The sequence below is a fragment of the Massilia pinisoli genome, from assembly GCF_024753285.1.
Lineage (GTDB): Bacteria > Pseudomonadota > Gammaproteobacteria > Burkholderiales > Burkholderiaceae_D > Telluria > Telluria pinisoli.
The window spans coordinates 192,992-218,606 of the sequence record NZ_JANUGW010000008.1 but is presented as its reverse complement, the minus strand read 5'-3'; the positions used below and the strand labels follow the sequence as shown (position 1 = coordinate 218,606).

The 25,615-nt window shown below is 66.9% G+C and carries 26 protein-coding genes; 11 read left to right on the top strand and 15 right to left on the bottom strand.

The features are described 5' to 3' along the window. Window positions 1–138 precede the first annotated feature (138 nt). From ftsY to rpoH, 5 genes are all read left to right on the top strand, one after another. Complete coding sequence (ftsY, locus tag NX784_RS13635) at window positions 139–1,338, top strand: signal recognition particle-docking protein FtsY (RefSeq protein WP_258817211.1); 1,200 nt, start codon at window positions 139–141, stop codon at window positions 1,336–1,338. 7 nt (window positions 1,339–1,345) lie between these two features. Continuing rightward, window positions 1,346–2,011: a cell division ATP-binding protein FtsE gene (locus NX784_RS13630; protein WP_258817210.1), complete on the top strand. Its 666-nt coding sequence runs from the start codon at window positions 1,346–1,348 to the stop codon at window positions 2,009–2,011. Then, window positions 2,008–2,928 (top strand): permease-like cell division protein FtsX, encoded by a 921-nt coding sequence (ftsX, locus tag NX784_RS13625; RefSeq protein WP_258817209.1) that lies wholly within the window; start codon window positions 2,008–2,010, stop codon window positions 2,926–2,928. Before NX784_RS13630 ends, ftsX begins: the two co-directional genes overlap by 4 nt. 17 nt (window positions 2,929–2,945) lie before the next feature. Next, window positions 2,946–3,776 (top strand): acyl-CoA thioester hydrolase/BAAT C-terminal domain-containing protein, encoded by an 831-nt coding sequence (locus NX784_RS13620; RefSeq protein WP_258817208.1) that lies wholly within the window; start codon window positions 2,946–2,948, stop codon window positions 3,774–3,776. A 428-nt stretch (window positions 3,777–4,204) separates the two neighbouring features. Beyond that, window positions 4,205–5,095 carry an RNA polymerase sigma factor RpoH gene (rpoH, locus tag NX784_RS13615; protein ID WP_258817207.1) on the top strand — a complete coding sequence of 297 codons (891 nt, stop codon included), beginning with the start codon at window positions 4,205–4,207 and terminating at the stop codon, window positions 5,093–5,095. A 52-nt stretch (window positions 5,096–5,147) separates the two neighbouring features. On the opposite strand, the gene NX784_RS13610 is transcribed toward rpoH, so the two are convergent. Genes NX784_RS13610 through NX784_RS13600 form a run of 3 tightly spaced genes read right to left on the bottom strand, consistent with a single transcriptional unit; the run spans window position 5,148 to window position 7,837 of the window. Next, window positions 5,148–5,708, bottom strand: a complete 561-nt coding sequence (locus NX784_RS13610) for a nucleotidyltransferase family protein (RefSeq protein ID WP_258817206.1) — start codon at window positions 5,706–5,708, stop codon at window positions 5,148–5,150. Beyond that, a complete protein-coding gene (locus tag NX784_RS13605; RefSeq protein WP_258817205.1) occupies window positions 5,708–6,592 on the bottom strand; it encodes a dienelactone hydrolase family protein in 885 nt (294 codons plus the stop codon). Before NX784_RS13605 ends, NX784_RS13610 begins: the two co-directional genes overlap by 1 nt. A gap of 48 nt (window positions 6,593–6,640) precedes the next feature. Continuing rightward, window positions 6,641–7,837 carry an acyltransferase family protein gene (locus tag NX784_RS13600; RefSeq protein ID WP_258817204.1) on the bottom strand — a complete coding sequence of 399 codons (1,197 nt, stop codon included), beginning with the start codon at window positions 7,835–7,837 and terminating at the stop codon, window positions 6,641–6,643. Between the two features lie 128 nt (window positions 7,838–7,965). Here NX784_RS13600 and NX784_RS13595 point away from each other — a divergent pair, with 128 nt between their 5' ends. From NX784_RS13595 to ggt, 3 genes are all read left to right on the top strand, one after another. Beyond that, the gene (locus tag NX784_RS13595) at window positions 7,966–8,562 is read left to right on the top strand and encodes a glutathione S-transferase (RefSeq protein WP_258817203.1); all 597 of its coding nucleotides are present in this window, start codon (window positions 7,966–7,968) and stop codon (window positions 8,560–8,562) included. A 78-nt stretch (window positions 8,563–8,640) separates the two neighbouring features. Then, complete coding sequence (locus NX784_RS13590) at window positions 8,641–9,057, top strand: hypothetical protein (RefSeq protein WP_258817202.1); 417 nt, start codon at window positions 8,641–8,643, stop codon at window positions 9,055–9,057. A 34-nt stretch (window positions 9,058–9,091) separates the two neighbouring features. Beyond that, window positions 9,092–10,846 carry a gamma-glutamyltransferase gene (gene ggt / locus NX784_RS13585; protein ID WP_258817201.1) on the top strand — a complete coding sequence of 585 codons (1,755 nt, stop codon included), beginning with the start codon at window positions 9,092–9,094 and terminating at the stop codon, window positions 10,844–10,846. A 13-nt stretch (window positions 10,847–10,859) separates the two neighbouring features. Here the strand turns inward: ggt and NX784_RS13580 are convergent, their stop codons facing one another. The 8 genes from NX784_RS13580 to NX784_RS13545 form a co-directional block, all read right to left on the bottom strand. Further along, window positions 10,860–12,287: a hypothetical protein gene (locus NX784_RS13580; RefSeq protein WP_258817200.1), complete on the bottom strand. Its 1,428-nt coding sequence runs from the start codon at window positions 12,285–12,287 to the stop codon at window positions 10,860–10,862. Continuing rightward, window positions 12,284–13,156: an ABC transporter ATP-binding protein gene (locus NX784_RS13575; protein WP_258817199.1), complete on the bottom strand. Its 873-nt coding sequence runs from the start codon at window positions 13,154–13,156 to the stop codon at window positions 12,284–12,286. The genes NX784_RS13580 and NX784_RS13575 overlap by 4 nt, the downstream gene beginning before the upstream one ends. Next, on the bottom strand, window positions 13,153–13,548 hold the full coding sequence (locus tag NX784_RS13570) for a GntR family transcriptional regulator (protein ID WP_258817198.1): 396 nt from the start codon (window positions 13,546–13,548) through the stop codon (window positions 13,153–13,155). Before NX784_RS13570 ends, NX784_RS13575 begins: the two co-directional genes overlap by 4 nt. A gap of 51 nt (window positions 13,549–13,599) precedes the next feature. Continuing rightward, on the bottom strand, window positions 13,600–13,893 hold the full coding sequence (locus NX784_RS13565; RefSeq protein WP_258817197.1) for a PAAR domain-containing protein: 294 nt from the start codon (window positions 13,891–13,893) through the stop codon (window positions 13,600–13,602). A gap of 183 nt (window positions 13,894–14,076) precedes the next feature. After that, window positions 14,077–14,658: a TerD family protein gene (locus NX784_RS13560; RefSeq protein ID WP_258817196.1), complete on the bottom strand. Its 582-nt coding sequence runs from the start codon at window positions 14,656–14,658 to the stop codon at window positions 14,077–14,079. 21 nt (window positions 14,659–14,679) lie between these two features. Further along, window positions 14,680–15,375: a TIGR00266 family protein gene (locus NX784_RS13555; protein WP_258817195.1), complete on the bottom strand. Its 696-nt coding sequence runs from the start codon at window positions 15,373–15,375 to the stop codon at window positions 14,680–14,682. 30 nt (window positions 15,376–15,405) lie between these two features. Next, window positions 15,406–15,981 (bottom strand): TerD family protein, encoded by a 576-nt coding sequence (locus NX784_RS13550; protein WP_258817194.1) that lies wholly within the window; start codon window positions 15,979–15,981, stop codon window positions 15,406–15,408. Window positions 15,982–16,033: 52 nt separating this feature from the next. Further along, a complete protein-coding gene (locus tag NX784_RS13545; protein ID WP_258817193.1) occupies window positions 16,034–17,104 on the bottom strand; it encodes a DUF475 domain-containing protein in 1,071 nt (356 codons plus the stop codon). A 121-nt stretch (window positions 17,105–17,225) separates the two neighbouring features. Here NX784_RS13545 and NX784_RS13540 point away from each other — a divergent pair, with 121 nt between their 5' ends. Together NX784_RS13540 and NX784_RS13535 are read left to right on the top strand one after the other, a co-directional pair. Beyond that, window positions 17,226–18,137 carry a LysR family transcriptional regulator gene (locus NX784_RS13540; protein WP_258817192.1) on the top strand — a complete coding sequence of 304 codons (912 nt, stop codon included), beginning with the start codon at window positions 17,226–17,228 and terminating at the stop codon, window positions 18,135–18,137. Window positions 18,138–18,183: 46 nt separating this feature from the next. After that, a complete protein-coding gene (locus NX784_RS13535) occupies window positions 18,184–19,530 on the top strand; it encodes a hemolysin family protein (protein WP_258817191.1) in 1,347 nt (448 codons plus the stop codon). Window positions 19,531–19,540: 10 nt separating this feature from the next. On the opposite strand, the gene NX784_RS13530 is transcribed toward NX784_RS13535, so the two are convergent. Together NX784_RS13530 and NX784_RS13525 are read right to left on the bottom strand one after the other, a co-directional pair. Beyond that, on the bottom strand, window positions 19,541–21,280 hold the full coding sequence (locus NX784_RS13530) for a right-handed parallel beta-helix repeat-containing protein (protein ID WP_258817190.1): 1,740 nt from the start codon (window positions 21,278–21,280) through the stop codon (window positions 19,541–19,543). Window positions 21,281–21,504: 224 nt separating this feature from the next. Then, window positions 21,505–22,329, bottom strand: a complete 825-nt coding sequence (locus NX784_RS13525) for a helix-turn-helix domain-containing protein (RefSeq protein WP_258817189.1) — start codon at window positions 22,327–22,329, stop codon at window positions 21,505–21,507. Between the two features lie 120 nt (window positions 22,330–22,449). Here NX784_RS13525 and NX784_RS13520 point away from each other — a divergent pair, with 120 nt between their 5' ends. Beyond that, complete coding sequence (locus NX784_RS13520; protein ID WP_258817188.1) at window positions 22,450–23,067, top strand: glutathione S-transferase family protein; 618 nt, start codon at window positions 22,450–22,452, stop codon at window positions 23,065–23,067. On the opposite strand, the gene NX784_RS13515 is transcribed toward NX784_RS13520, so the two are convergent. Together NX784_RS13515 and dsbD are read right to left on the bottom strand one after the other, a co-directional pair. Next, complete coding sequence (locus tag NX784_RS13515) at window positions 23,000–23,938, bottom strand: DMT family transporter (protein WP_258817186.1); 939 nt, start codon at window positions 23,936–23,938, stop codon at window positions 23,000–23,002. The genes NX784_RS13520 and NX784_RS13515 overlap by 68 nt on opposite strands. Next, complete coding sequence (dsbD, locus tag NX784_RS13510) at window positions 23,935–25,611, bottom strand: protein-disulfide reductase DsbD (protein WP_258817185.1); 1,677 nt, start codon at window positions 25,609–25,611, stop codon at window positions 23,935–23,937. The genes NX784_RS13515 and dsbD overlap by 4 nt, the downstream gene beginning before the upstream one ends. Window positions 25,612–25,615: the final 4 nt, after the last annotated feature.

Sequence of the window (25,615 nt, the reverse complement as noted above, 5' to 3'; positions counted from 1 at the left end):
CCAGCGCCGGCGCCGGCTGTGGTCTTGACGTGCCGGGACGGATGGATTGCTTTCCGGTTACCCGGCAGGGGGAACCGGGCCCGCTCTGGTAGAATACGCGCGACCCTTTCGGCACTTGCCGCCCTCCCGAATTACACAATGTTTAGTTTCTTCAAAAAGAAAAAACCTGAAGCCGAGACGCCGGCCGCGGTCGAATCCGCAGCGCCCGCCGCCGACGCGCAGCCCGAGCAGCCGGCCGAGCAGCCGGGTTTCCTGCGCCGCCTGTTCGGCGGTGGCGAGGACGCGGCGGTCGACACCGCGGCGGTCGACACCGCGGCGGTCGACACCGCGCCCGTCGCGCCTGAAGCCGACGTCGCCGCACCGGCCGACGCCACATCCACTGCCTACGACGGCCAGCTGTTCCCGGAAACGGCCGAACGCCCCGTGAGCGAAGCGGAGGCCAAGCGTTCCTGGATGTCGCGCCTGAAGGCCGGCCTGGCGAAGACGTCGAGCAATCTGTCGCTGCTGTTCGTCGGTGCGCGCATCGACGAAGACCTGTACGAGGAACTCGAATCCGCCCTGCTCATGTCGGACGCCGGCATGGATGCGACCCAGTACCTGCTCGACAACCTGCGGCGCAAGGTCAAGGAAGACAAATTGCTCGATGCGGCCGCCGTCAAGGTGGCGTTGAAAAGCCTGGTCGTCGACCTGCTGCGCCCTCTCGAAAAGCCGCTCGAACTGGGCCGCCACGAGCCGCTCGTGATGATGATCGCCGGTGTCAACGGCGCCGGCAAGACGACCACCATCGGCAAGCTGGCCAAGCACATGCAGCACCACGAGCAATCCGTGCTGCTCGCCGCCGGCGACACGTTCCGCGCCGCCGCGCGCGAACAGCTGATGGTCTGGGGCCAGCGGAACAACGTCACCGTCATCTCGCAGCAGTCCGGCGACCCGGCCGCCGTCGCGTTCGACGCCGTCCAGTCGGGCAAGGCGCGCGGCGTGGATGTCGTCATGGTCGACACGGCCGGCCGCCTGCCCACGCAGTTGCACCTGATGGAAGAGCTCAAGAAGATCAAGCGCGTGATCGGCAAAGGCATGGACGACGCGCCGCACGAGATCCTGCTCGTCATCGACGGCAACACGGGCCAGAACGCGCTCGCGCAAGTGAAGGCGTTCGACGACGCGCTGCAGCTGACGGGCCTCGTGATCACGAAGCTGGACGGCACGGCCAAGGGCGGCATCCTGGCCGCCATCGCGCGCACGCGTCCCGTGCCGGTGTACTTCATCGGCGTGGGCGAGAAACTGGAGGACCTGCAACCCTTCAGCGCCGACGAATTCGCCGAGGCGCTGCTGGGATAAACGCGCGATGATCGAATTCCAGTCCGTCTCCAAGAAGTACTCCGATTCCGCCGGCACGCTCGCGCTGGCGGACGTGTCGCTGAACATCGCCAAGGGCGAGCTGGTGTACCTGGCCGGTCCGTCCGGTGCCGGCAAGTCCACCTTGATGAAGATGGTCGCGGCGATCGAGCGTCCGACGTCCGGCCGCGTGATCGTGAACGGGCAGGACGTGGGGCGCATCCGCAAGGCCGGCATCCCTTTCCTGCGCCGTAACCTCGGCCTGATCTTCCAGAACCAGCGCCTGCTGAACGACCGCCACATCCTGGCCAACGTGATGCTGCCGCTGCTCGTCACCGGCGCGCACGCCGCTCAGGCCGAGCAGCGCGCCCGCGCGGCGCTCGACAAGGTCGGCTTGCTCGACCGCGCGCTGGCGCTGCCGATGGCACTGTCCGGCGGCGAGCAGCAGCGCGTGGCGATCGCCCGTGCCATCGTCAACCGCCCGCAGATCATCCTGGCCGACGAGCCGACGGCGAACCTCGACCGCGCCGCCGCCGACAAGGTCATCGACGCACTGCACGCGTTTCATTCCGTGGGCGTCACCTGCGTCATCTCGTCCCATGACGACGAAATCCTGGACAAGGCGGCACGCGTGATCCGCCTCGAACACGGCCAAGTGGCGGGAGGTGCAGCATGAACATCTGGTTCCGCCAGCACCGCTTCGCGCTCGGCGCCGCGCTGTCGCACGTGCGCAAGGCGCCGGGCAGCTTTTTATTCAACGTGCTCGTCGTCGCCGTCGCGCTGGCGCTGCCGTTTGCCGGCGTCACCTTGCTCGACAACGTGCGTCCGCTGTCGGAAGAATTGTCCGTCGACCCGGAACTCAGCCTGTTCCTGAAGGCGGACACGCCGCGCGACCAGGCGCAGGCGCTCGCGCCGCAATTGCAGCGCATCCTGCACGGCAGCCGCGCGAAAGTCACCTTCGTGCCGCGCGAGCAGGCGCTTGCGAGCCTGAAGGAAAAAAGCGGCCTCACGGACGTCATCGAGACGCTGGGCGACAACCCGCTGCCGGACAGCTATGTGATGAAGCTCGAAGGCTTCACCAGCCGCGCCGACGCCGCGCGCGTGGACGGCATCGCCGAGCAGATGCGCGCGCTCCCGGGTGTCGATTCCGTGCAAGTGGACTCGGCCTGGGTCAAGCGCCTGGCCGCCCTGCTGGGCGTGCTGCGCCTGGCACTGCTGCTGCTCGCCGTCACGCTGGGCGTCGTCGTGATCGCCGTCGTGTTCAACACGATCCGCCTGCAGGTGTTGACGCAGCGCGAAGAAATCGCCGTGTCGAAGCTGCTGGGCGCGACCGACAACTTCATCCACCGCCCGTTCTACTACACGGGCGCGCTGCTGGGCCTGTGCGCGGGCACGGTGGCGCTGGGCGCCGTGACGTTGGCGCTGCGTCCGCTGAACACGGCCATCGCCGAGTTCGCCCGGCTGTACGCCTCGGAATTCCAGCTCGCCCCGCTGCCGCCGCTCGGCATGGCGGGCTTGCTGGCGATCAGCGCGGGGCTCGGGCTCGTGGGCGCCATGCTGTCCGTGCAGCGGCATCTGGCACGGTTGAACTGACGATACGCAGGGCCGACATGATCCGAAGACTGGGTTCGCTCGCTGCACTGGTCATCGGATGTCTTGCCGGATCGGCTGGCGCCTGTGACTACACGGTCGAGAAGGTGGCCTATAAGAATCTCGTGGCCAAGGCGTATTTGCCGACAAGCGAACGGCCGACGCCGTTGGTACTGGCGTTCGGCGGGTCGGAAGGCGGGCTGTCGACGGGCGAATCGAGCGGCGACATGCTGGCGCCGCACTGCATTGCCGTGCTGGCTTTAGCCTATTTCAAGGAAAAAGGCCTGCCGCCCACGCTGGACCATATTCCGCTGGAATACTTTATCGATGCGATTAATTACGCGGCGCAATTGCACGGCGTTGATCAGGCGCGGCTCGGCATCCTGTCGGGCTCTCGTGGCAGCGAGGCGGCCCTGCTCGTCGCCAGCATGGATGCGCGGATCAAGTCCGTCATAGTGGCAACGCCGAGCGAAGTGGCGTGGCATGGCAGGACGGAAGCCCGTTCCGCCTGGACCTACCGAGGCAAAGATGTGTCGGCACTCTCGCTGGATGACAACCCGGCGCTGCCGCAGGTGAAACGGTTCGAGAACGCGCTCGACGCGGCCGCGGGCCGTGACGATGTCCGGATCCATGTCGAACGAATCAATGGCCCGGTGTTCCTGATCTCGGCACTGAACGACGACGTCTGGCCGAGCACCCGGATGGCGAACAGCATCGTCGCGCAACTGCAGGCGCATCGCTTCACGTACCGGATCCGGCACGACATCTACCCGACCGGCCACGGTTTCAGCAAAGACACGGCCGTGGCCATCAAAAAATCCGTCGTCGAACAATTTATCGACACGCTGTAGCGCGATCGTGAACCCAGCCGCTGCCGGCCAGTCTAATCCTGCAGCGGACGCGAGGCATTCGCCTACACGACAACGTGCGCCAGCAAACAGAAGGCGCAGCATGAGTCGCCTAACCTGTCTTCTACGAATTTCAAGCGTTACGGGTGTCACACTTGACTCAAATCATTTGAATCGCTGATGCCCTGCTCTACAGTTGAATGGAGCCCGGTTTTTGGTTCCTGTGGACAATACTTTAACGAAACTTAAACCCGTCTTCGGGGATATGGTGGCGTCTAGCACTCACCTCAAGAGAGTGCTAATATAACGTCAGACTATCGCGGGAAATGGTATTGATAGCACCGTCAGCATCCCGATCTAAGCCAGCCAGTGGTGCCTCCGGGGCTCTGGAGATGGCGAGACGATGCAGCAGCTTAACAGAGGGAGTGACTATGTCCGCACAATCCGCATTGGTCCCGGCCGGCAGTCGTGCTCTGGGGCTGGGTTTCAGTGGCAATCTCGGTAATATCGACGCCTATATCTCGGCGGTGAACCGCCTGCCGATGCTGACCCACGAAGAAGAAGTGTCGCTGGCAACGCGGCTGCAGGAAAAGAATGACCTCGATGCGGCCCAGAAACTGGTGATGTCTCACCTGCGTCTGGTCGTCTCGATCGCGCGCGGCTATCTGGGCTACGGCCTGCCGCACGCCGACTTGATACAGGAAGGCAATATCGGCCTGATGAAGGCAGTCAAGCGCTTCGACCCGAACCAGGGCGTGCGCCTGGTGTCTTACGCCATGCACTGGATCAAGGCCGAGATGCACGAATACATCTTGAAGAACTGGCGCCTGGTCAAGGTTGCGACGACGAAGGCGCAGCGCAAGCTGTTCTTCAATCTGCGCAGCAACAAACAGGGTCTGGATGCCATGTCGCCGCAGCAAGTCGACGATCTGGCCAAGATGCTCGACGTCAAGCGCGAAGAAGTGATCGAAATGGAAACGCGCCTGTCCGGCCGCGACATCGCACTGGAAGCGCCGACCGACGACGAAGACGACAAGTTCTCGCCGATTGCCTACCTGTCGTCGGACCAGCAGGAACCGACGAAGGTGCTGGAAGGCGAAGAGCAGGTGCGCCTGCAGTCGGAAGGTCTGGAAACGGCCCTGTCGAGGCTGGACCCGCGTTCGCGCCGCATCGTGGAAGCCCGCTGGCTGGCCAACGACGACGGCTCCGGTGCCACGCTGCACACGCTGGCCGAGGAATTCGGCGTGTCGGCCGAGCGCATCCGCCAGATCGAATCGGCCGCGCTGAAAAAGATGAAAACCTCGCTGGCGGCTTACGTGTAAGCCATCCGCCAGCGAACGACAAAGGCACCTGCGGGTGCCTTTTTTTATTGGATCAACCCGACATATCGATCCGCAGCTGGGGCCAACGGCCCAGCCAGTCCTTGGCGCGGATGCGCGCCAGGTACACCGCCCGCTTCTCCAGAGCGAAACGCCGGGTCGGCCGGACGGCCAGTCCGAACAGGTCGTCCAGCCCGAACGGCGCCGCAACATCGATGGTATCGCCCTGGCCGAGCCGGACACCGACCGCCGTCGCCGTCTCCGGCCAATGTCGCATCGCATCGGTGGCGGAGGCGTACGGCGCATCACCATTGCGCACGTGCATCCGCGCCTGGTTCTTGACGGACCAGTCCAGGCTGCCGTCCCGGCACCGCAATGCGCGTTCGAGCGCAGCGTCGCACTCGGCCTCGCACTGCGCCGCATCGAACCAGACCACGTCGATATCTTCCGACAGCGGCGACGCCGCGTGACCGTGCACGTGATCCCACACGCAGTTGCGCACGAACCCGGCGGCGACCCAGCAATCGGGCAGGCCGAGGTCACGCACCGCGCGCAGCACGTCCATCCGTCGTCGGTCAGACGCGATCAGCGCCCGCAGCGCGGCCAGCCGTTCCACTACGCGAGCTTCGCCTTGAAGAACGCCATCGTCCGCGTCCACGCCAGCTTGGCCGCGGCCTCGTCGTAGCGGGGCGTCGTGTCGTTGTTGAAGCCGTGCTCGACGCCGGGATAGACGAAGTGCTGGTAGTCCACGTGGTTCGCCTTCAACGCCGCCTCGTACGCGGGCCAGCCGGCCAGCACGCGTTCATCGTTGCCCGCGTCGTGGATCAGCAGCGGCGCGCGGATGCGGGCGACGTCGGCCGCCGGCGGCTGCATGCCGTAGAACGGCACGACGGCGGCCAGGTCGGGCAACTGCGTCGCGAGATAGTTGGCGATGCCGCCGCCGTAGCAAAAGCCCACGACGCCGACCCTGCCCGTCCCCTGCGGCAGCGCCGCCAAGCCGCGCGCGGCGGCGATGAAGTCGGCGCGCGTCTTGGCCTGGTCCAGCTTGGGGAACAGTGCGCGCGCCTTGTCCTCGTCGCCGGGGTAGCCGCCCAGCGGGTACAGCGCGTCCGGCGCGTACGCGATATAGCCGTCGAGCGCAATGCGGCGCGCGATGTCCTCGATGTGCGGATTCAGGCCGCGGTTCTCGTGCACGACGAGGACCGTGGGCAGCTTGCCCGCCGCATTCGCCGGCTGCGCCAGGTAGCCGTGCACCTTGCCGTAACCGTGAGGCGAGGAAAAGTCGAGGTAGCTGATCTTCAGGCGCGCGTCCGCCGGGGCGACGAGCGGCGCCGCGAACGACGGCGACAGCTGCGCCAGCAACGTGGCGGCCGTCGTGCCGCCCGCGGCGTAACGGCTCGCGCGCGCGAGGAAATCGCGGCGCGACACGCGGCCGTGCACATAGCCGTCGAACAGGCGTAATATCTCGGGGTCGAAATCAGCTGCGCTCAAACGCGTCATCTCAGTCTCCGGTCGGGTTCAAATGAGCGCCAGCATACGCCCATTTTTTCAGATCCGGACGACGATCCTCCGCTTGTACAACTGCCACAGCCCCGCCCCGAGCACGAGCAGCAGCAGCGCGGAGTACGCGGCCGACGCGACGCGCGGCTCGGGAATCGCGCGCGCCAGCAGGGCCGCCAGCCGGTCGTGCGCGCTGCCCGCGCCGCCCAGCGGCAACTGCATCACCGTATCGATCAGCGTGATGCCGACGAAGGCCAAGGTCGCGTTGGTGCCGAAGGCAAGCACGGGACGGGTCCACGCGGGCGCCTCGCGACCGGGCGGCACGAGCCGCATCAGCGCGAGCAAGGCCAGCAACGTGAAGCCGCCGGACAGCAGCGCGAAGCTGGGCGTCCACAGCTTTTTCACGACGGGCACGACCGGATCGAGCAGCAGGCCGCCCAGCAGGCACGCCGCGCCGGCGATGGCGAGGGCCGTCAACGTGGCGCGCCTGTGCGACCGCTGCAGCAGCACGGACGCGACGACGCCCAGCAGCACATTGACGAGCGCGCCCAATGTGGACACGAGCCCTTCCGGATCGTAGGTGACGACGTCGCCCGTCCGTCCCCACGGCCACAGGTGCGTGACGCCGAATACGGCGCGGTCGACGACGGCCGGCAGCGCGTGCGCGGAATCGAAGCACGCCCGGCCGCAGCCGGGTGCGTCCCACGCGAGCAGCAACGCGCCATAGCCCGCCAGCAGCACGACGATGGCCGCAACGAGTCCGGTCACGCGCAAGCCGGCCACCGCGCATCCGGTACCGGCGATCGCATAGCACAGGCCGATGCGCTGCAGGATGCCCGGCAGGCGGACGTGCGCGACGTCGAACCCCGGCAGCAGGTTCAGGAAGACGCCCAGCGCGACGAGGATCGCCGAACGGCGCAGCACGTGGCCCACGAGGGCCGCCCTCCCCTGGCCCGCGCGCCGCCGCAGCGCGTACGGCAGCGCGGCGCCCGCGCAGAACAGGAACGCGGGGAAGATCATGTCGGCGATGGCGAACCCGCGCCACGGCGCATGCGTGAGGAACGTGAAGCGCTGGTCCCAGCCGCCCGCGTACGCGACCATCACCATGCCCATCACGGCCAGGCCGCGCAGCAGGTCGATGGCGACCACGCGCGGCGCGCGGGCGCCCGTGTCCGCACCCGGCCGCGCTGTCGCCCGTGCCATGCCGGCCTCCGTCTCCGCGTCGAAACGCATCGGCTCGCCCATCGGTGTCTCCTTGATGAAATCGATTTCAAATATGCGCCGGCGGCGGACTGTCGTCAAGTCCTGATGCATGACCGGCAGGGTTGCCGGAAAGCCAATAGAATGGAAGACCACCCATCACAGGAGGTTCCATGCAACTCATCGGCATGCTCGATTCGCCTTTCGTCCGCCGCGTCGCCATCTCGTTCGACCTGCAGGACATCCCGTTCGAACACAAGGCACTGTCGGTCTTCCGCAACTACGACGAATTCGCGGCCATCAACCCGACGGTCAAGGCGCCGACGCTCGTGCTGGACGACGGCTCGTTCCTCATCGATTCCACCCTGATGCTCGAGTACGGCGACGCGTTGACGGGCCGCTCCCTCCTGCCCGTCACCCCGGCCGCGCGTGCGCGTGCGCTGCGCACGATCGGCCCGGCGCTGGCCGCATGCGAAAAGACGGCGCAGATCGTCTACGAGCACACATTGCGTCCGGCGGAAAAAGTGCACCAGCCCTGGCTCGACCGCGTGCAGGAACAATTGCTCGCCGCATTGAAGTTGCTCGAGGCCGAGGTGGATGCATTCGACGTCGACGCCCTCGACCAGGCCGCCGTCACGGCCGCCGTCACGTGGTCGTTCGTCCGGCTGATGGTGCCGCAGATCGTCGCGCGCGATGCCTTCCCGCGCCTGGCCGCGTGGACTGCGCGCGCGGAAGCGCTGCCCGTGTTCCGCCGCTATCCGATAGCTTGATCGTCGCCTGGCGCATACCGCGCCAGCCTCGACTGGCGATTTTGCTATGATTGGCTGTACGCAAACAAAGGACGCTTCATGACGCCGCCGCGCCCGCTTGCCGCTCTGGCCGCCATTCTCGTGGCGGCGTCGTTTTCCCTGCTTTCGGGCTGTGCCGCCGCACCGCCGCAGGACGCCGTGTATCCGCTCCGTCCCGAGCAGAGCGTCGTCCTCGCGCATGGTCTCGTCCTCACGTACGACAGCTACAGCGACAGCCGCTGCCCCGCGAACGCGCGCTGCGTCTGGGCGGGACGCCTGATCTTCCGCTTCCTCGTCCACGGCCCGGACGGCGTCGAGGAATTCACGCTCGGCCCCGACCAGCCGACGGCCACGCCGCCGTCGCTGCACGGCGCCCACGTCGTCCTCGACACGTCCGCGATCCCGCCCGCACGCGCGGCCGGCACGATGCGGCCGGGCGACATCATTCCCGTCACGCTCAAGATCACGTTCCGATGAGCGCCGCCACCCATATCCACTTCCTGCGCCAGCCATGACCACTTCCGTCAAAGCTCTCACCTGCGGACTGATTCTTTCGATCGTCCTCGCGCCGCCGCTCGCCCTCGCCAAGACGCCAGTCGCCACGGGCACGGGCGGCGCCGTCGCCACGATCAGCGAAAAGGCGTCGGCCGCCGCGATCGCCATCCTCGACAAGGGCGGCAATGCCGTCGACGCGGCCGTCGCGGCGGCGGCCACGCTGGGCGTCACCGATCCGTTCAGCTGCGGCATCGGCGGCGGCGGCTTCATGGTCTTGTATCTCGCGAAGGACAAGCGCGTGATCACGATCGACCACCGCGAGACCGCGCCCGCATCGTTCAGCCCGACCGTCTTCCAGGACAACGGCAAGGCGATCGATTTCGACACGGCCGTCGCCAGCGGTGCGTCCGTCGGCGTGCCGGGCACCGTGCGCGGCTGGCACGAGGCGCTGGAGCGCTACGGCACGATGTCGTTCAAGCAGGTGCTGGCGCCCGCGATCCAGGTGGCGACGAAAGGCTTCCCCGTCAGCGAGACGATGCACGGCCTGATCGTCGGGAACGAAAAGAAGTTCGGCATGTTCGAGACGACGAGCCGCCTGTACCTGAAGAACGGCAAGGCGCTGCCGACGGGGACGATCGTCAAGAATCCCGACCTCGCCAAGGCGTACCGCGAGCTCGCCGCGAAAGGGTATAAAACGTTTTACGAAGGCCCGCTGGCGCAGGCCGTCGTGGCCGCCGTCAACCGGCCGCCCGTCACGGCGGGCAGCCAGGTCCGCCCCGGCACGATGAGCCTCGCCGACCTCGCGAACTACGAGGTGCGCATCCGCCAGCCGATCCGCTCCACGTACCGCGGCTACGACGTGTACGGCATGCCGCCGCCCAGCAGCGGCGGCGTGACGGTGGCCGAGGCGCTGAACATCCTCGAAGGCTTCGACCTGAAGTCCATGCCGCGCGCGAATGCCGAGCACCTGTACCTGGAAGCGAGCCGCCTCGCCTTCGCCGACCGCAACGCGTATCTCGGCGACCCGGAATACGTCGACGCGCCCATCGAAGGCATGCTGTCGAAGCAGTTCGCCGCGCAGCGCCGCTCACTGATCCGCCCGGATCGCGCGGCCGGCGTCGTCCCCGCCGGCGACGCGTTCCTGTACGAGAACGACCAGAGCTTCCCGCTGCGCCCGCAGCAAAACCTGATCATGCGCGAAGGCACCCACACGACGCACCTGACGGTGTCGGACAAATGGGGCAACGTCGTCGCCTACACGTTCACGATCGAATCATGGGGCGGCAGCGGCATCGTCGTGCCGGGCTATGGCTTCCTGCTGAATAACGAGATGACGGACTTCGACTTCACGGGCCCGGCACCGAACATCCCGGAAGCCGGCAAGCGCCCGCGCAGCAGCATGGCGCCGACGATCGCGTTCAAGGACGGCAAGCCCGCGTTCACCATCGGCAGCCCGGGCGGCGCCACGATCATCACGACGGTGCTGCAGACGATCGTCAACTACGTCGACTTCGGCATGCCGATGGACCGGGCCATCGACGCGCCGCGGCTGTCGCAGCGCAACGCCAAGGAGACGGCCGTCGAACCGGGTTTTACCGGCACCCCGCAAGCCCAGGCGCTGGAACAGTTCGGCCACAAATGGGAAGCGAACCCGGAGGAGATCGGCGCCGCCAACGCCATCGTGTTCAACCCGGACGGCACCGTGACGGCCGTCAGCGAAGGCCACCGCCACGGCATCGGCACGGCGCTCGTGCAGAAGCGCGGGCACTGAGCCCGCGTCCCGATCACGCCATCCGTCCCGCCGGGAACGCGGGCGGGGCGGCCAGCATGCGCTTCCAATCGAACCGCAACTGCACGGTGCAGACGGCCAGCGAGATCGCGATCAGCCATGGCCACGCCGTCGTGCCCGTCAGCCTGGAAAAGCCCATGGCCACGAGTGCCTGGACGAAGACATAGGCGCCGGCACGCAGCGCCAGCGCGGCGTGCCAGCCGCCGCGCTCGCTCGCATAATCGCTCAGCAGGCCCATCATCGCCGCCTGGCCGGCCACGCAGCACAGGGCGAGCTGGCGCAGCAGCGCGTCGGGGCTCGTGTTGAACCACAGCGATGCACTCATCACGCCCACGGTCAGCAAGACCCAGAGCGAGAGCGCCTGGCGGAGTAGGCGCGTGGCGAGGCGCCGGTTCAGCAGCGCCGCATCGCCGGCCAGCGGCGTCAGGCGCAGCAAGGCCTGCTCGCCCCGCGTGCGGCGCAGTTGCTGGCCGTATTGGGCCGTGCTGAACAGGATGATCAGTGCCAGCAGGCCCGGACCGACAATGGCGATCTGGCCCACAAATGCTTGCATGGCCGCGCCGCGCGCCCCGCCCTGCGCGATGCTCGCACCGCCGCCGATGAGCAGCAAGACGGCGACGGCGCCGATCCAGGCGGTCCAGTGCGCCGTCGGGCCCAATGCGTGCATCAGCATGGCGGCCGGATCGGCGCGGCGCCGGTCGCAACGCAGCGCGACGCGGTAGAAAGACAGATTGCCCTGCCCGACCATGCCCTCGGCGGTCGCTTGCTTGCCTGGGGTACGGAAGGCGAAATGGTTCACACGTTTGAGCTGATCGTCGCGCCGTCCAAGGTAGGCGTCGCCGCCGGCCGGATACAGCCAGCGCAGGCCCCACACGGCGGCGGGCAGGAGCAGGACATCCAGTGTCCACAGGGCGGCGCTGCCGGTCATCGCCTGCCCCCACGCCGGCGGCAGGACGGTCTGCACCAGCCAGGGTCCGTTCCCGCCCAACATCATCAGGTAAGGGACGTACTTGTTCCCCGCCATCAGCAGCGCCATGCCCAGCGTGGCGAACGCGACGAGCGGCAGCGCGTGCCAGTTGCCGAGGCCGTACGCAATGCCGAGCGTGGCGACGAGCCAATATGCTGCCGTCATCTGCAGCAGGCGGCGGCGCTGGCGCGGCAGCAGCCACGCGTTGATGGGCGAATTCATGCGGATGGACCCGGGCACGAACAGGAAGGTCCAGACGAATGCCAGCGCCATGAAGGCGACGGCGACGATGAAGCGCAGCGCTTGCGGGACGTCCAGGTCGCCCAGGACGGCCACGATGAGGCCACAGGCCGCCACGGCGCCGGCGATCGCGTACACGGCACGCACCCCGCCCGGTTCGCGCTGCGCCGCGGCCGCGCGCCAGATCAGCCGATAGTCGTGCAGCGCGGCGTTCATTGCGTCACCTCGATGAACAGGTCTTCCAGGCTGAGGGGCTCCACGCGCACGCCCGGCTCGCGCGCGAGACGCGCGACGTCGTCGCCGGGCGCCTGCACGATCACGCTCGTCATGGCGCCCTCGTGGCGCCGGCGCACTTCTCCGGCCAGCGGCGCAACCGACAGGGTGGCGGCCGGGACGACGATGCGGCGCGCGCCTTCCAGCAGCGCATCCGTCTGGCCCTGCAGCGCGATGCGGCCATCCTTCAGGAACGCGAGATCGAACGCGACGCGTTCCAGGTCGGACAGGATGTGCGTCGAGAACACGACCGTCGTGCCACGCTCGATCACCTGGTCGACCAGCTCGCGCAGGAATTCGCGCCGGCCGACAGGATCGAGCGCGGACACGGGTTCGTCGAGGATCAGCAGCGCCGGCTCGTGCGCCAGCGCGCGGATGATGGCGAGTCTCTGCTGCTCGCCGCCGGACAGCCGCTTGATCGGCTTGTTACGCAGGTCGGGACCGAAGCCCCAGCGCGACAGCAGGCCCTCGACCTTGGCCTGGTTCCAGCGCGGGTACATGGCGCGGAAGTAGTCGAACATCTGCACGGGCGTCAGCCAGTCGAACAAATCGGTCCGCTGCGGGACGTAGCCGATGCGGCCGCGCGCGTCTTCCGACAGCGCGGCCACATCCTCGCCGAACAACGACACGCTGCCCGCGTCGGGCTCGCGCAGCCCGAGCATGCATTCGAGCAGCGTGGACTTGCCGGCGCCGTTGCGGCCCAGCAGACCGATCACCTGGCCGGGCGCGACCTGCCAGTCCAGCCCCTCGAGCACGCGCTGGCTACCGAAATGCTTGCTGACCGAAGACATGCGAACGATGGGGGCACTCATTTTGTTTCCTTCAGAATGGTTGCGAACAAGGACAGGACGGTGTCGGGATCGAGTTCGAGCTGGCGCGCCTCCACCGCGGCGCGCTCGAGCGTGGGACGGAGAAGGCCGACAATGTCGGCCTTCTCGGCCGGCGCAGCCGACTCGGCCACCACCATGCCGAGCCCGCGGCGGCGCGCCAGCACACCTTCCATCTCCAGCAGGCCGTACGCCTTCGACACGGTCATCGGATTCAGCGTGAGCGCCTGGGCGATCTCGCGCACGGACGGCATCTCGTCGCCGGGCCGGAGCTGGCCGCTGGCCGACAGGCGCCGGACCTGCTCGACGAGCTGGCGGTAGATCGGTTCCGGCGATCCGGTCGCGATCGAAAACAGGGAGGCAGGATGGGCTGGCATGATGTCTACTGTATTAATTAAGTAATACAGTAGGACGAAAATGGGCCAGGGTCAAGGACTTTCTACATGCTGGCATGTCAATGCCTGGGTCGCGACCAGACGCGGCGCGGGGACGCACTTGCACGCGCACAGATCATCGTGCAACGCGTACCGCCTGCCCTCCCACGCGTCGGGGAGCCGCGGGCCGGCGCAGACGATCACGCCGTCGCTGTGGCAAGCGGGACAGCGGACCTTGTCGCCCTCCAGCGCCATGCGCGCACCATCGATCGACGAAAGGCTCGACGCACTGGTCACGCGGCCTCCTGCGGTCGTCCCGGCGCCAAGCGTGATATGGTAGCGCTGCATATGTCCTCCGTGGATAGGTGCGAAGAAAGCCAATCTACGCGCGCGGCAACGGCTGCCGGCTGATCGCCGTCAATAGCAAAAAAGACGGCTCCCGAGGGAGCCGTTAAAAGGCGTGGGCGCCAAGCCGCCCACGTTGGGAAGCCGCGGACGGAGACGGGTCCGCGGAGACGACAAAAAAAGCGATTACAGGTGCGGGACGATCAGCGGCATGAGGTCGTCGAACGTACGGCCGGTGCCGTTCTCGCCGATCGCATGCATCTTCCACTCGCCGTTGTGGCGGTACAGCTTGGCCATGATCTGGGCCGTGTGCGAACCCTGCACGGACAGGTCGTAACGGGCGATCTCCTTGCCGTTGTTCGTATCGAAGATCCGGCAGAACGCGTTCTGCACCGTCGAGAAATTCTGGCCCGTGAAGCTGTTGACGGTGAAGACGAGCGACTTCACGCTCGCCGGCACCGTGCGCAGGTCGACGATGATCTGCTCGTCGTCGCCATCGCCCGCGCCCGTGCGGTTGTCGCCCGTGTGCGTGATGCTGCCGTCGCGGCTTTTCAGTTGACGGAACCAGACCACGTCGACGGGACGGTTCGCGTCGTCGAACATCACGACGGACGCGTCGAGGTCGATCGCTTCGCTCTTCGCGCCGAAGCCGAAGAAGCCGCCCTTCTTCGCGACGTCCCAGCCGAGGCCCATCGTCACGCGCGCCAGGGCGCCGCCGGCTTCCTTCTCCAGCGAGATCTTCTGGCCCTTCTGCAGATTCACTGCCATGTTGCTACTCCTTTCAAGACGTCAGCGCGCAGGCGCCTGCATCCACGCTTTGAACGCGGCGCGGTTGCGCGAACAGACGTAAATCTTGCCGCGACCGGAGAAGCGCAGGACGATGCCTTCGCCGCTGGTCTGGCTGTTGATCAAATTGCCCAGGAAGCCGCCGCTGGTGCCGGTCGTGATCGAGATCTCGTAATGTAAGGTGCTGTCCCAGGCGACGACGTGCGAGTTGTCGATGATCGCGTCCTTGCCCGGTTCCACGTCCAGCACGCTCATCGAGCCGAAGCCGGACACGACGACCTGGCCGCTGCCCGCCGTCTCCGTCACGAAGAAACCGCCGCTCTGGGCGAACAGCGCATTGCCCAGGCTCTGCGTGCGCACGCGCAGGTCGACGCCGGATGCGGCCGCGACGAACGCGCCATCGCTGATGATGTACTGGTTCGGGCCGCAGTCGACGACCTGCATCGCACCGGGCAGCGTGGGCGACAGCAGGCAATCGCCGTCGCCGCGCACCGCCTCGATGTGCTGCTGGAAGAACGACTCGCCGTTGGCGAAGGTGCGCATCAGCGCGCTGCCCAGGCCACCCTTCATCTTGCCCTTCAGGTCGAGCGTCGATTCCATCATGACCATCGCATCCGACTCGCAGTAGATGGTCTCGCCGCGCTTGAGCGACACGTGCAGGAAGGGATCGACGTCCCCGGTCACGGTAAATACTGGCATTGCTGGCTTCCTTTCAGTACGGCACGGTGGTCAGACGCTCACGCCATAGTTCTTGGCAAGGGGGCCGAGGCCGCCGTTGAAGCCCTGGCCCACCGCGCGGAACTTCCAGTCCGCGCCGTTACGATACACCTCGCCGAAAATCATCGCGGATTCGGTCGAACCGTCTTCGGACAGGTCGTAGCGGGCGATCTCGGTCTCGTTCGCCCCATTGATGCAGCGGATGAACGCACGGCTCACCTGGCCGAAATTCTGGCGACGCGTGTCGCCCTCATGGATCGTCACCGCGAGCACGACGCGGTCGACGTCGGCCGGGACCTTGGTGAGATCCACGGTGACCGTTTCGTCGTCACCGTCGCCGGCGCCGGTGCGGTTGTCGCCCGAGTGGACGACGGCACCGTCGGCGGAGCGCAGGTTGTTGTAGAAGATGAAGTCGGCGTCGGAACGCACCTTGCCGGCCTGGTTCAGCAGGAACACGACGCCGTCCAGGTCGAACGCCGCGCCGTCCGTGCTGCGCACGTCCCAGCCCAGGCCCAGTTTCAATTTGGTCAGGCCCGGCGCTTCTTTCGACAGGTTGACGTTGCCGCCTTTTTGCAAGCTGATTGCCATGATGGTTCTCCTTCAGGGTTTAAAGTTCATTCACATACCGCGCACTGCCACATCACTCGGCGTGCGCCAGTTCCTTCGTGTGCGCGCCCAACGCTTCCTGCTTCTTGCGATACCGGATCGACGACCACACCGAGGCACCGATGAAGGCGACACCCGCGAGGCCCGTCACGAGCTCCGGCACGTGGAACTTCATACTGGCCAGCATGATCAGGGCCAGGATGCCGATCGCGTAGTGGGCGCCGTGTTCCAGGTACACGAACTGGTCGAGCGTGCCCTTCTCCACGAGGTACACCGTCAGCGAACGCACGAACATTGCACCGATCGCGAGGCCCAGCATGATGATCACGACGTCGTTGGTGATGGCGAACGCGCCGATCACGCCGTCGAAGCTGAACGATGCATCCAGTACTTCCAGGTACAGGAAGCCGCCGATACCGCCGCGCTTGACCATCTCGCCCACGTCGCCGCCGCCCTCTTCCGATTTCTCGAGCAGATTCGACAGCACGTCCACGCCGACGTAGATCAGGATGCCCCACAGGCCCGACATCAGCACGACCATCTTCTGGGCGTCCGCCACGAGCGACAGGCTGCCCATCAGCGCGCCGATTGCGATCATCACGGAGATCGACGACACCTTGCCGAGCGATCCGAGCTTGGCTTCGAAGTGGCCGAGCCAGTGGTGCTCCTTCTCGTCATCGAACAGGAAGTTCAGGAAGACGAGCAGCAGGAACATGCCACCGAACGCCGCCACTTCCGCGTGGTGGTTCGTCAGGTGCATCGAGTACTGCTTCGGGTCCTGCAGCGCCATGTTCCACACGTCCATCAGGCCCAGATCGGCCGCCACCGCGACGATCACGAGCGGGAACAGCAACCGCATGCCGAAGACGGCGATGATGATGCCCACGCCCAGGAACAGCTTTTTCCAGAACGGGTCCCAGGTCTTCAGCACGGAGGCGTTGACCACCGCGTTGTCGAACGACAGCGAGACTTCCATCACGGCGAGGATCGCGGCGATACCCATTGCCGTCAGCGCGCCCGCCAGGCCCGCATGCGAGTAGCCCCACCACGCGGAGCCCACCAGGCACAAGGCCGTGACGATGAACGACATCCTGAAATGCTTCATTCTCATCTCCCTTCTGGGATGTGTGTTGTTGACAAGGCGCAGTGTAGGGGCGATGATCAGAATGAAAAAGCGAAGATACTAAGAGAATCACTTCGGAAAAACCTGCGTTATTCACTCAATAATGAAAACCGACATCAATTTCCGCCACCTGTACTACTTCTGGGTCGTCGCGAACGAAGGGGGTATCACGCGGGCCGCCGAACGCCTCGGGCTCGCCGTGCAGACGGTCAGCTCGCAGCTCACGTTGCTGGAACAATCGCTGGGCAAGACCTTGTTCGCGCAGCAGGGCCGGCGTCTCGTGCTGACGGAAGCGGGCCGGCTGGCGCTGGGCTATGCCGACCAGATCTTCCTGCTGGGCGAGCAGATGCAGGAGGCGTTGAACGAATTCGACAGCGGCCGCACGCGCCTCACGGTGGGCATCTCCGATTCGCTGCCGAAGCTGTCCGCGTACCGCATGCTGGAAGCGGCCACGCGGATGGAGCGGCCCGTGCGCATCGTGTGCTACGAGGACCAGTTCGAGGCCCTGCTGGCCGACCTCGCGCTGCACAAGCTGGATGTCGTCCTGACGGACCGCGAAGTGCGCGCCGGCGCCACGTTGAAGGTGTTCAGCCACCAGCTGTTCGACAGCGAGATGGTCGTCGTGGGCGCGCCCGCGCTCGCGGCGCGCTACGGCGGCGCGGGCGACGCATTCCCGGGGAATCTGAACAGCGCGCCGTTCCTGCTGCCGGCACGTAATAATGCCTTGCGCGGCAAGATCGACGAATGGTTCGTGCAGCACCACGTCCGGCCGGACGTCGTCGGGGAGTTCGAGGACAATGCCCTCCTCAACACGTTCGGCCGGCGCGGCCTCGGGCTGTTCTTCGCGCCGGCCGCGCTGGCGGACGACGTGGCCGAGCAGTTCGGCGCCGTGCAGGTCGGCCTCGTGCCGACCGTGCGCGAGCAGTTCTACATGATTTCGAGCGACCGCAAGATCATGCATCCGGCGGTCGAGGCCATCCTGGCGGGGTCGCAAAAAGGCGGTGCCGCGGCCTGACCGTTACAATGGTCCCGGCGTTGCCATTTGAACCAATTTATTATTTATGCAAAACGTATTGCTCGTCGTTCTCGCGCTGCTGCTGGTGGCGCTGAACGGCTTCTTCGTGGCGGCCGAATTCGGCATCGTCACCCTGCGCAAGACGCGCGTGCGCGCCATCGCCAAGACGGGCGGCCTGCGTGGACGCATCCTGTTCAAGGTCCACAGCCAGCTGGACGCCTATCTGTCGGCCTGTCAGCTGGGGATCACGCTGGCGTCGCTGGGCCTGGGCTGGGTGGGCGAACCGGCGTTCGCGAAGCTGATGGAGCCCCTGTTCGCGCTGGCCGGCATCACGAGCCCGCAGATCATCCACGGCGTGTCGTTCATCGTCGCGTTCAGCGTGATCTCGTTCCTGCACATCGTCGTGGGCGAGCTGGCGCCGAAGTCGCTCGCGATCCGCGTGCCGGAAGCCGTGGGCTTGTGGAGCGCCGTGCCGCTGTACGGCTTTTACTGGGCCATGTACCCGTTTATCTGGGTCCTCAACGAAAGCGCGAATCTCGTGCTGCGCGTCGCCGGCCTGTCCGGCGTGGGCAGCCACGAGACGCATTATTCGAACGACGAACTGAAGATCATCCTGCGCACGAACACGGGCGCGCCGGGAGAGCGCTTCACGCACGACGAGCGCCACATCCTCGCGCAGTCGCTGGAGTTTTCGCAGCACACGGTGTCGGACCTGATGCGGCCCATTAACGAGGTGAGCGCGCTGTACGCCAGCCGCACGCTCGAGCAGAACCTCGACACGATGCGCCGCAACCGCTTCTCGCGCTACCCGTATTTCGACGAGGACGGCGAGGAAGTGCTGGGCGTGATCCACCTGAAGGACTTGTTCTTCGCCGAGCAGTCCGGCAAGGACGTCGACGACCTGACGGAATACCTGCGCCCCGTCGACCTGATCTCCGCGCGCACGCCCGCCATCGAATTATTCCGCCGGTTCCGCGGCGGCGCCCCGCACTTCGCGCTGATCGGCGAAAAGGGCAAGCGGCCCGTCGGTTTCATCACCTTGGACAACCTGCTGGGCGCGATCGTCGGCGAGATCCGCGACGAGTTCCGCCTCAACGAGAACGACTGGCTGCCGCAGGGCGACGGGACCTATATCGGCAAGGCGAGCCTGCCCATCGTGTCGCTCGAGCGCGTGCTCGGCATCGATATCAACAACGAAGAGATGGGACTGGACGAGGTGGAATCCGTCGGCGGCCTGTTGATGGCGAAGCTGGGCGACATCCCCAAGCAGGGCCAGCGCATCGAATTCCCGAAGTTCGACGTCGTCGTCAAGAAAACGAACGGGCCCCGCATCCTGCTCGTGAAAGTGATTCCACAGCTGGAACGCGGGGCCGACGAGGATGAACTCGACTGAGGGGGCTTGATCAGTCGCGTGCGCCGACGGCGTTGGTCTTGCGCGTCGACGATCGTGCCGTGTGCCAGTACGACGGGGTACCGATGATGCTCAGGTCACCGGTCAACCGGGGCAGGCGCGGACGATAGCTCAGGTCGATGTCGTTGAAGTTCAAGGTCTCCGCATTCGTGCCCGGCGCGTCGCGCGTCACGTCGCCCGTGCAGTAGCCGACGTACACGTTCGAATCGATCTTCTTGTCGCCCAGCGCCTTGCTGCTGATGTACAAGGGGTACGGCTTGTGCTTCGCGTCGTCGTAATAGCGCGACATTGCCACGAACGTGTTGTGTTCGACGGTCAGCCCCCAGCTGCGCGTGGCCAGTGCCGACTCCACGCCGAACGTCAACGATGCGCCGTTCGAGCCGTTGCCGGAAAAGTTCTTCACGAAGATCGTGTTGCGCACGGTCAGTTCGCCACCATCGGGGACGTCGAGCAGGTACGACTCGCCCAGCTCGCCCGTCGCGGCACGGTGGCCGGTCAGGTAAGAACCTTCGATGATCGTCCGCTGCGCACGCGATTTCAGCTCGTGGCCGTAATACGAATCATGGCTCCACGAACCCGTCACGCGGAAGGTGAACGTCGGATCGGTGGTGCTGCCATTGATGTACGCATTGTGCTCGGGTCCGCCGCTGCCGCCATTGCTGTCGAGTTCGACATTCTCGAACACGATCGAGCCCGCCGTGTTACCGGTCGAGAAAACGCCGTTGGCGTTGTGCTGCTTGAAACCGGCGATGCGGACATTCCGCAACGTCAGGTCCTTGGCCGCGTTGACGTAGATCGCCGCCTTGCCGAGCTTGCCGCCGGTCGGCGAATCGACGATATCGAGGTTTTCGAGCGTGATGTTGCTCGCCCACGCCGTGACCTTCTTGTTCGTATCGTACGCGCCGTCGATGTAGATGAGGCTCTGTCCATAGGTCGAGTTCGACGCGCCCGTCGACGGATTGACGATCACCGGACGCTTGCCGTCGACCGTCACGCCGCGGATGGTGATGTTGCTCGGCACCGAGTATTTGCCGGCTTTGAAGTCGGCATCGTTGGCGATGTTCGGGCCGATGTAAATCTGCATGTCCTTGCCGCTATAGACTGCCGGGTAGACAAGGAACACGTCGCCGCTCTTCCATTGGAGGTAAGGCGACCGGCGGAACGGGCCGACGCTCGTGTCGGTGCCGTTCTCGCTGTTGGGCTTGGAGCGCGCGGCGTCGCCGCCAAAGGCCGTATAGGTCGCGATCGCCACACCGTCGCGCACCTGCACGATCTTCGGCGTGCCGGACGTCGCAGGCGCGGCCTGCGTGACGATCGACGCCGGGTTCCAGTTCCATGCCGTCGGGTACTGGCCGTCCTGGCAAAAGTTGGACGAGTACTGCGTTGCCGGCGAATAGCTTTCGTGACCGAGGAGCGTCGACGTGATCGGGGCCGGCGCCGGAGCGGGCGCAGGTGCCGGCGCGGGAGCGGGTGCCGGTGCGGGCGCCGTCGTCGACGTCGTCGTCGTTGGCGTCGTCGTCGTAGGCGCCGTCGTCGTCGTAGGCGTCGTCGTCGTAGGCGTCGTCGTCGTCGTCGTCGTCGTCGTCGTAGACGGCGTCGCCACCAAGGTCGTCGACGGCACGGGCGATGCGGTCGACGTCGTGGATGCCGTCGTCGATACCGGTTCACCCATGCCGCCGCCTCCGCCGCAGGCGGACAACGTGCCCACGGTACCGAGGATGGCGGTCAACATTACTGCGCGGCTGGATTTAGATTTCAATTTGTAATCTCGAGTCAATGGTAGCAATACCGACAAAAAATTATTTTCCTGTAGTAACCGAATTTTACCACAGGCAATAATTTTCCCACTGGAAAATGTCACATGAATTGCGCTAAACCAACAAAGTGTTGACAGTTGCGCCAGTGCAGCCAGGCACCGTGCCCGCATCCCGTTGTGAGTCAATCATGTGTCCTGCGTCACGCGCCGGCCGTCCGCCGCGCTTCCTCGCGATACCGCCCCGGCGACTTGCCCACGAGCCGGCGGAAGTCCGATGTGAAATGCGCCTGGTCGAAATAGCCGAGGCCTTGCGCGAGCGTGGCCAGGTCGACATCGGCGCCCGTAACCAACCGGTCCGCCGCCTCGTGCAGGCGGAAGCGCCGGATCACCCATTTCGGGCTCACACCCACGTATTCGCTGAACAGCGCCTGCAGGCTGCGCACGCCCATGCCGGCTACGCCCGCCAGCACCTCGACCTGCGTCAGGCCGGGCGTGCCTTCCGCCGCGCGCAGGATGGCGGCGATCTTGTCCACCTGCGGGTCCGGCGCCGGCAGGACCGTGCGCAGCAGCGCGTTGGCCGCGTCGACCATCGCCGTATCGTCCGGGGTGTCCAGCACGGCATCCTGCGCGGCCGCCTCGTCCCACGGGAACACGGCGGACAGCGGCAGCACCTGGTCCGTGATCGTGTGCAGCGGCCGGCCGAGGAAGGCGCGGAAGGCGCCGGGCCGGAAACGCAGGCCGCATACCTTGCCCGCCTCCTTCAATTCATAGTCGAACGGGCCCGTCGTGACGCCCCAGATGCCTGTCCGGGCGCGATCGAACACGACGTGCACGCATGGATAGGGCAAGGTGCGCTGCGTGTGCGCGGGACGGCCCCGCAAGTCCCACTCGACGATCCAGTAATGATCGAGGAACGGCGCGAGATCGGGCGGCGGCAGGTAGCGGCCCAGGCGGAACATCCGGCCGGCGAGCGCCGGTGCGACCACGCCCTTGGCGCGGTCCGTCACGGTAGGCAGATTGCTCATTGGTTTCGTCGCGGTCTCGTCGCTGTCGTGAGAATCCCGCGATTCTAGCATTCGCGTTTTTCCAAGACCGCGGCAGCAAAGACGCCTAAGCTGGCATCTCACCGCCATCACGAGGACTCCATGAACCTGACCCTCTTCCACGCGCCGAATTCGCGCGCCGGCGCCACCCGCATCCTGCTCGAGGAGCTGGGCGCGCCCTACGACCTGCACGTGCTGAACCTCAAGAAGAACGAGCAGCGTGCAGCGGACTACCTGGCTGTCAACCCGATGGGCAAGGTTCCCGCCATCGTGCACGACGGCACCCTCGTCACCGAGCAGCCCGCGATCTTCATCTACCTCGCCGACCTGTTTCCCGAAGCCGGCCTCGCGCCGGCACTGGGCGATCCGCTGCGCGGTCCCTACCTGCGCTGGCTCGCGTTCTACGGCTCGTCGTTCGAACCCGCGATCAACGACGTCGCGATGAAGCGCGAGCCGGCGCCGCCGGTCATGTGCCCCTACGGCGACTTCGACACGATGCTGGCCACCTTGACGCGCCAGCTGCGCGCGGGCCCTTACCTGCTGGGCGAGCGCTTTTCCGCGGCCGACGTCCTGTGGGGCACGGCCCTCGGGTGGACCACGATGTTCAAGCTCGTGCCGGAACTGCCCGAGGTCATGGCCTACATCGACCGCGTCAGTTCGCGTCCGGCCGCGCGCCGGGCTGCGGAAGCGGACGCGCAGCTCGCGGCCGCGCAAGGTTGACGACACCCGTCGCCAGCGCGGTCCCCAGCACGATGAGGGCGCTGCCGGCCGCCATCGCGGCCGTGAAGGTCTCGCCGAGGAACAGCACGCCCCACAGCACGCCGAATGCGGGCACGAGGAACGGCACGGCCATCGTCTTCGCCGCGCCCACGCGGGCGATCAGGCGGAAGAACAACACGTACGCAAGCGCCGTGCAGCCCACGCCCAGGCACAGCAGCGCGCCCCATGCGCGCGCGGACGGGGGCGTCGCCGGATGCAGCGCCAGCGCGGCCGGCGCCAGCACGAGCGCCGCGGCCAACTGGCTCCCTGCGGCGACCGCGAGCGGCGGCACGGCCGCGAGATAACGCTTGCTGTAATGCGCGGAAAACGCATACAGCATCGTCGCGGCGACGCAGGCCAGCACGGCCCATCCCGTCGCGACGGCGCTGGCGCCCGGCTTGAAACTGGCACCGTCCGCCACGAGCCACAGCACGCCGCAGAATCCGAGCGCCAGTCCGGCGGCCCGCATCCGGCCGATGGCTTCGCCCAGCCACACGCGGCCGATGACGGCGGCGTACAGCGGCGTGGCCGCGTTGAAGATGGCGGACAAACTCGCGTTGATGCCCAGCGCGGCCAGCGCGAACAGCACGAACGGCAGCGCGGAATTCGTCACCCCGACGAGCAGCACGGGCTTCCAGTGCCGCAGCAGCGCCCGCGTGCCGCCGTCGCGCGTCGCGGCCAGCAGCGGTAGCAGCAGCCCGGCCCCGATCGCGGCGCGCGCGCCGGCCATGGTCGCCGCGCCGAATTCAAAGGCGCCCATGCGCATGAACAGATACGATGCGCCCCACAGCGCGGCCAGCGCCGTCAGGCTGGCCAAGTCCATTTTCTTCATGGTGTCGTCCTCATCGGTTCGTTCGCGGCCAGGTTGTCGAGCGTGCGCAGGAAGGCCGGTGCATCCTGGAAGCCGATCACGCGCGCGCCGGCGAGCTCGTGCCCGCGGCCATCGAACAGCAGCACGGCCGGTGGCCCGAACAGGCCGAAGCGCTTGAGCAGCGCGCGCTCGGCCGGACCGGCCGCCGTGACGTCGGCGCGCAGCAGGCGCACGCCCGCGAGCCGCGCCTGCACGGCGGGCGCGCTGAAGGTCAGCGCCTCCATCTCGCGGCACGCCACGCACCAGTCGGCGTAGAAGTCGAGCAGCACCGGGCGGCCGTCGGCCAGCGCCGCGTCCAGCGCGGCCGACGTCGCGACGGCTTCGAACCGCGGCGCGTCCGCAGCGGCCGTCTTGAACGCCGCCATCACGGGCCATGCGGCCGCCAGCGCGAGCAGCAGCGCCACATGGCGCGCCCAGCGTCCGCCGCGCACGAGGTACGACGCGCAGCCGATCGCCAGCAGCGACCATCCCGCGGCCGCTACTCGCGCGGGCAGCAGCGGCGCGACGACCCACCAACCGGTCGCCAGCAGAACGACGCCGAACAGGATCTTCACGGCACCCATCCACGCGCCGGCGCGCGGCAGCAGGCTGCCTGCCGACGTGCCGAAGACCATCAGCGGGATGCTCATGCCGGACGCCAGCGCGAACAGGGCCACGCCGCCCAGCAACGCGTCGCGCGTGCGGCCGATCCACACGAGCACACCGGCCAGCGGCGGCGCCACGCACGGTCCGAGGATCAGCGCGGACACCGCGCCGGCCGCGAACGTGCCGGCCAGCCTGCCGGCCGGGCGGCCATTGGCGATGCCTGCAAGCCGCGCCTGAAAAGCAGACGGCAGCTGCAGCTCGAACAGGCCGAACATCGACAGCGCGAGCAGCGCCAGCACGGCGCCGAACATGCCCAGCACCCATGGCGTCTGCAGCGCAGTGGCCATGGATTCGCCGGCCAGGCCCGCGGCCACGCCCAACGCCGTATAGGTCAGCGCCATGCCGAGCGCGTACGCCCCCGACAGCATGAGGCCGCGCCGGCGCGACGCCGCGCCGCAGTCGCCCACGACGAGCGCCGACAGGATCGGCACCATCGGCAGCATGCACGGCGTGAACGCGAGGCCCAGGCCAAGGGCGAGGAACAGCGGGACGATGACGGCGAGGCGGGCGCCGTCCAGCGCGCGGCCGATGCGGTCCGGCGGCGGCGTGCCCGCGGCGACGGCCACCGGCGCCGCCGTGCGCAGCGCGAACGCCGTGTCCTGCGGCAGGTAGCACAGGCCGGCGTCGGCGCAGCCCTGCGAGCGCACGGTGAGCGTGAACGCGCCGCGCGCCTGCACGGGCACGCGGATCGTCACCTTGCCGTGGTAGACCTCGACCTCGCGTCGCAGGATCGCGTCGTACTTGCGCTGGCCCGGCGGGAACGCGGGCGTGCCCAACGTTGCGCCCGCCGCGCTGAAAGCGAAGCGGTCGCGGTACAGCGCGTGGCCGGGCGCGACTCGCGCCGTGACGGCCACCGTGTGGTCGTCGGCCAGCGCCGCCGTGATGTGGAAGGCGTCCTCCGGATCGAGGACGTCGGGTGCGGCGATGGCGCGCCCCGCCAGCATGGCAAGCAGCGCGATACGCACGAACCAGGACCAGATGCGCGTCATGACG

Bases quoted from the DNA above. Each gene is read 5' to 3' on its own strand.
- ftsY (WP_258817211.1), top strand. From the start codon at position 139: ATGTTTAGTTTCTTCAAAAAGAAAAAACCTGAAGCCGAGACGCCGGCC.
- NX784_RS13630 (WP_258817210.1), top strand. From the start codon at position 1,346: ATGATCGAATTCCAGTCCGTCTCCAAGAAGTACTCCGATTCCGCCGGC.
- ftsX (WP_258817209.1), top strand. From the start codon at position 2,008: ATGAACATCTGGTTCCGCCAGCACCGCTTCGCGCTCGGCGCCGCGCTG.
- NX784_RS13620 (WP_258817208.1), top strand. From the start codon at position 2,946: ATGATCCGAAGACTGGGTTCGCTCGCTGCACTGGTCATCGGATGTCTT.
- rpoH (WP_258817207.1), top strand. From the start codon at position 4,205: ATGTCCGCACAATCCGCATTGGTCCCGGCCGGCAGTCGTGCTCTGGGG.
- NX784_RS13605 (WP_258817205.1), bottom strand. From the start codon at position 6,592: ATGACGCGTTTGAGCGCAGCTGATTTCGACCCCGAGATATTACGCCTG.
- NX784_RS13600 (WP_258817204.1), bottom strand. From the start codon at position 7,837: ATGGGCGAGCCGATGCGTTTCGACGCGGAGACGGAGGCCGGCATGGCA.
- NX784_RS13595 (WP_258817203.1), top strand. From the start codon at position 7,966: ATGCAACTCATCGGCATGCTCGATTCGCCTTTCGTCCGCCGCGTCGCC.
- NX784_RS13590 (WP_258817202.1), top strand. From the start codon at position 8,641: ATGACGCCGCCGCGCCCGCTTGCCGCTCTGGCCGCCATTCTCGTGGCG.
- ggt (WP_258817201.1), top strand. From the start codon at position 9,092: ATGACCACTTCCGTCAAAGCTCTCACCTGCGGACTGATTCTTTCGATC.
- NX784_RS13580 (WP_258817200.1), bottom strand. From the start codon at position 12,287: ATGAACGCCGCGCTGCACGACTATCGGCTGATCTGGCGCGCGGCCGCG.
- NX784_RS13575 (WP_258817199.1), bottom strand. From the start codon at position 13,156: ATGAGTGCCCCCATCGTTCGCATGTCTTCGGTCAGCAAGCATTTCGGT.
- NX784_RS13570 (WP_258817198.1), bottom strand. From the start codon at position 13,548: ATGCCAGCCCATCCTGCCTCCCTGTTTTCGATCGCGACCGGATCGCCG.
- NX784_RS13565 (WP_258817197.1), bottom strand. From the start codon at position 13,893: ATGCAGCGCTACCATATCACGCTTGGCGCCGGGACGACCGCAGGAGGC.
- NX784_RS13560 (WP_258817196.1), bottom strand. From the start codon at position 14,658: ATGGCAGTGAATCTGCAGAAGGGCCAGAAGATCTCGCTGGAGAAGGAA.
- NX784_RS13555 (WP_258817195.1), bottom strand. From the start codon at position 15,375: ATGCCAGTATTTACCGTGACCGGGGACGTCGATCCCTTCCTGCACGTG.
- NX784_RS13550 (WP_258817194.1), bottom strand. From the start codon at position 15,981: ATGGCAATCAGCTTGCAAAAAGGCGGCAACGTCAACCTGTCGAAAGAA.
- NX784_RS13545 (WP_258817193.1), bottom strand. From the start codon at position 17,104: ATGAAGCATTTCAGGATGTCGTTCATCGTCACGGCCTTGTGCCTGGTG.
- NX784_RS13540 (WP_258817192.1), top strand. From the start codon at position 17,226: ATGAAAACCGACATCAATTTCCGCCACCTGTACTACTTCTGGGTCGTC.
- NX784_RS13535 (WP_258817191.1), top strand. From the start codon at position 18,184: ATGCAAAACGTATTGCTCGTCGTTCTCGCGCTGCTGCTGGTGGCGCTG.
- NX784_RS13530 (WP_258817190.1), bottom strand. From the start codon at position 21,280: ATGTTGACCGCCATCCTCGGTACCGTGGGCACGTTGTCCGCCTGCGGC.
- NX784_RS13525 (WP_258817189.1), bottom strand. From the start codon at position 22,329: ATGAGCAATCTGCCTACCGTGACGGACCGCGCCAAGGGCGTGGTCGCA.
- NX784_RS13520 (WP_258817188.1), top strand. From the start codon at position 22,450: ATGAACCTGACCCTCTTCCACGCGCCGAATTCGCGCGCCGGCGCCACC.
- NX784_RS13515 (WP_258817186.1), bottom strand. From the start codon at position 23,938: ATGAAGAAAATGGACTTGGCCAGCCTGACGGCGCTGGCCGCGCTGTGG.
- dsbD (WP_258817185.1), bottom strand. From the start codon at position 25,611: ATGACGCGCATCTGGTCCTGGTTCGTGCGTATCGCGCTGCTTGCCATG.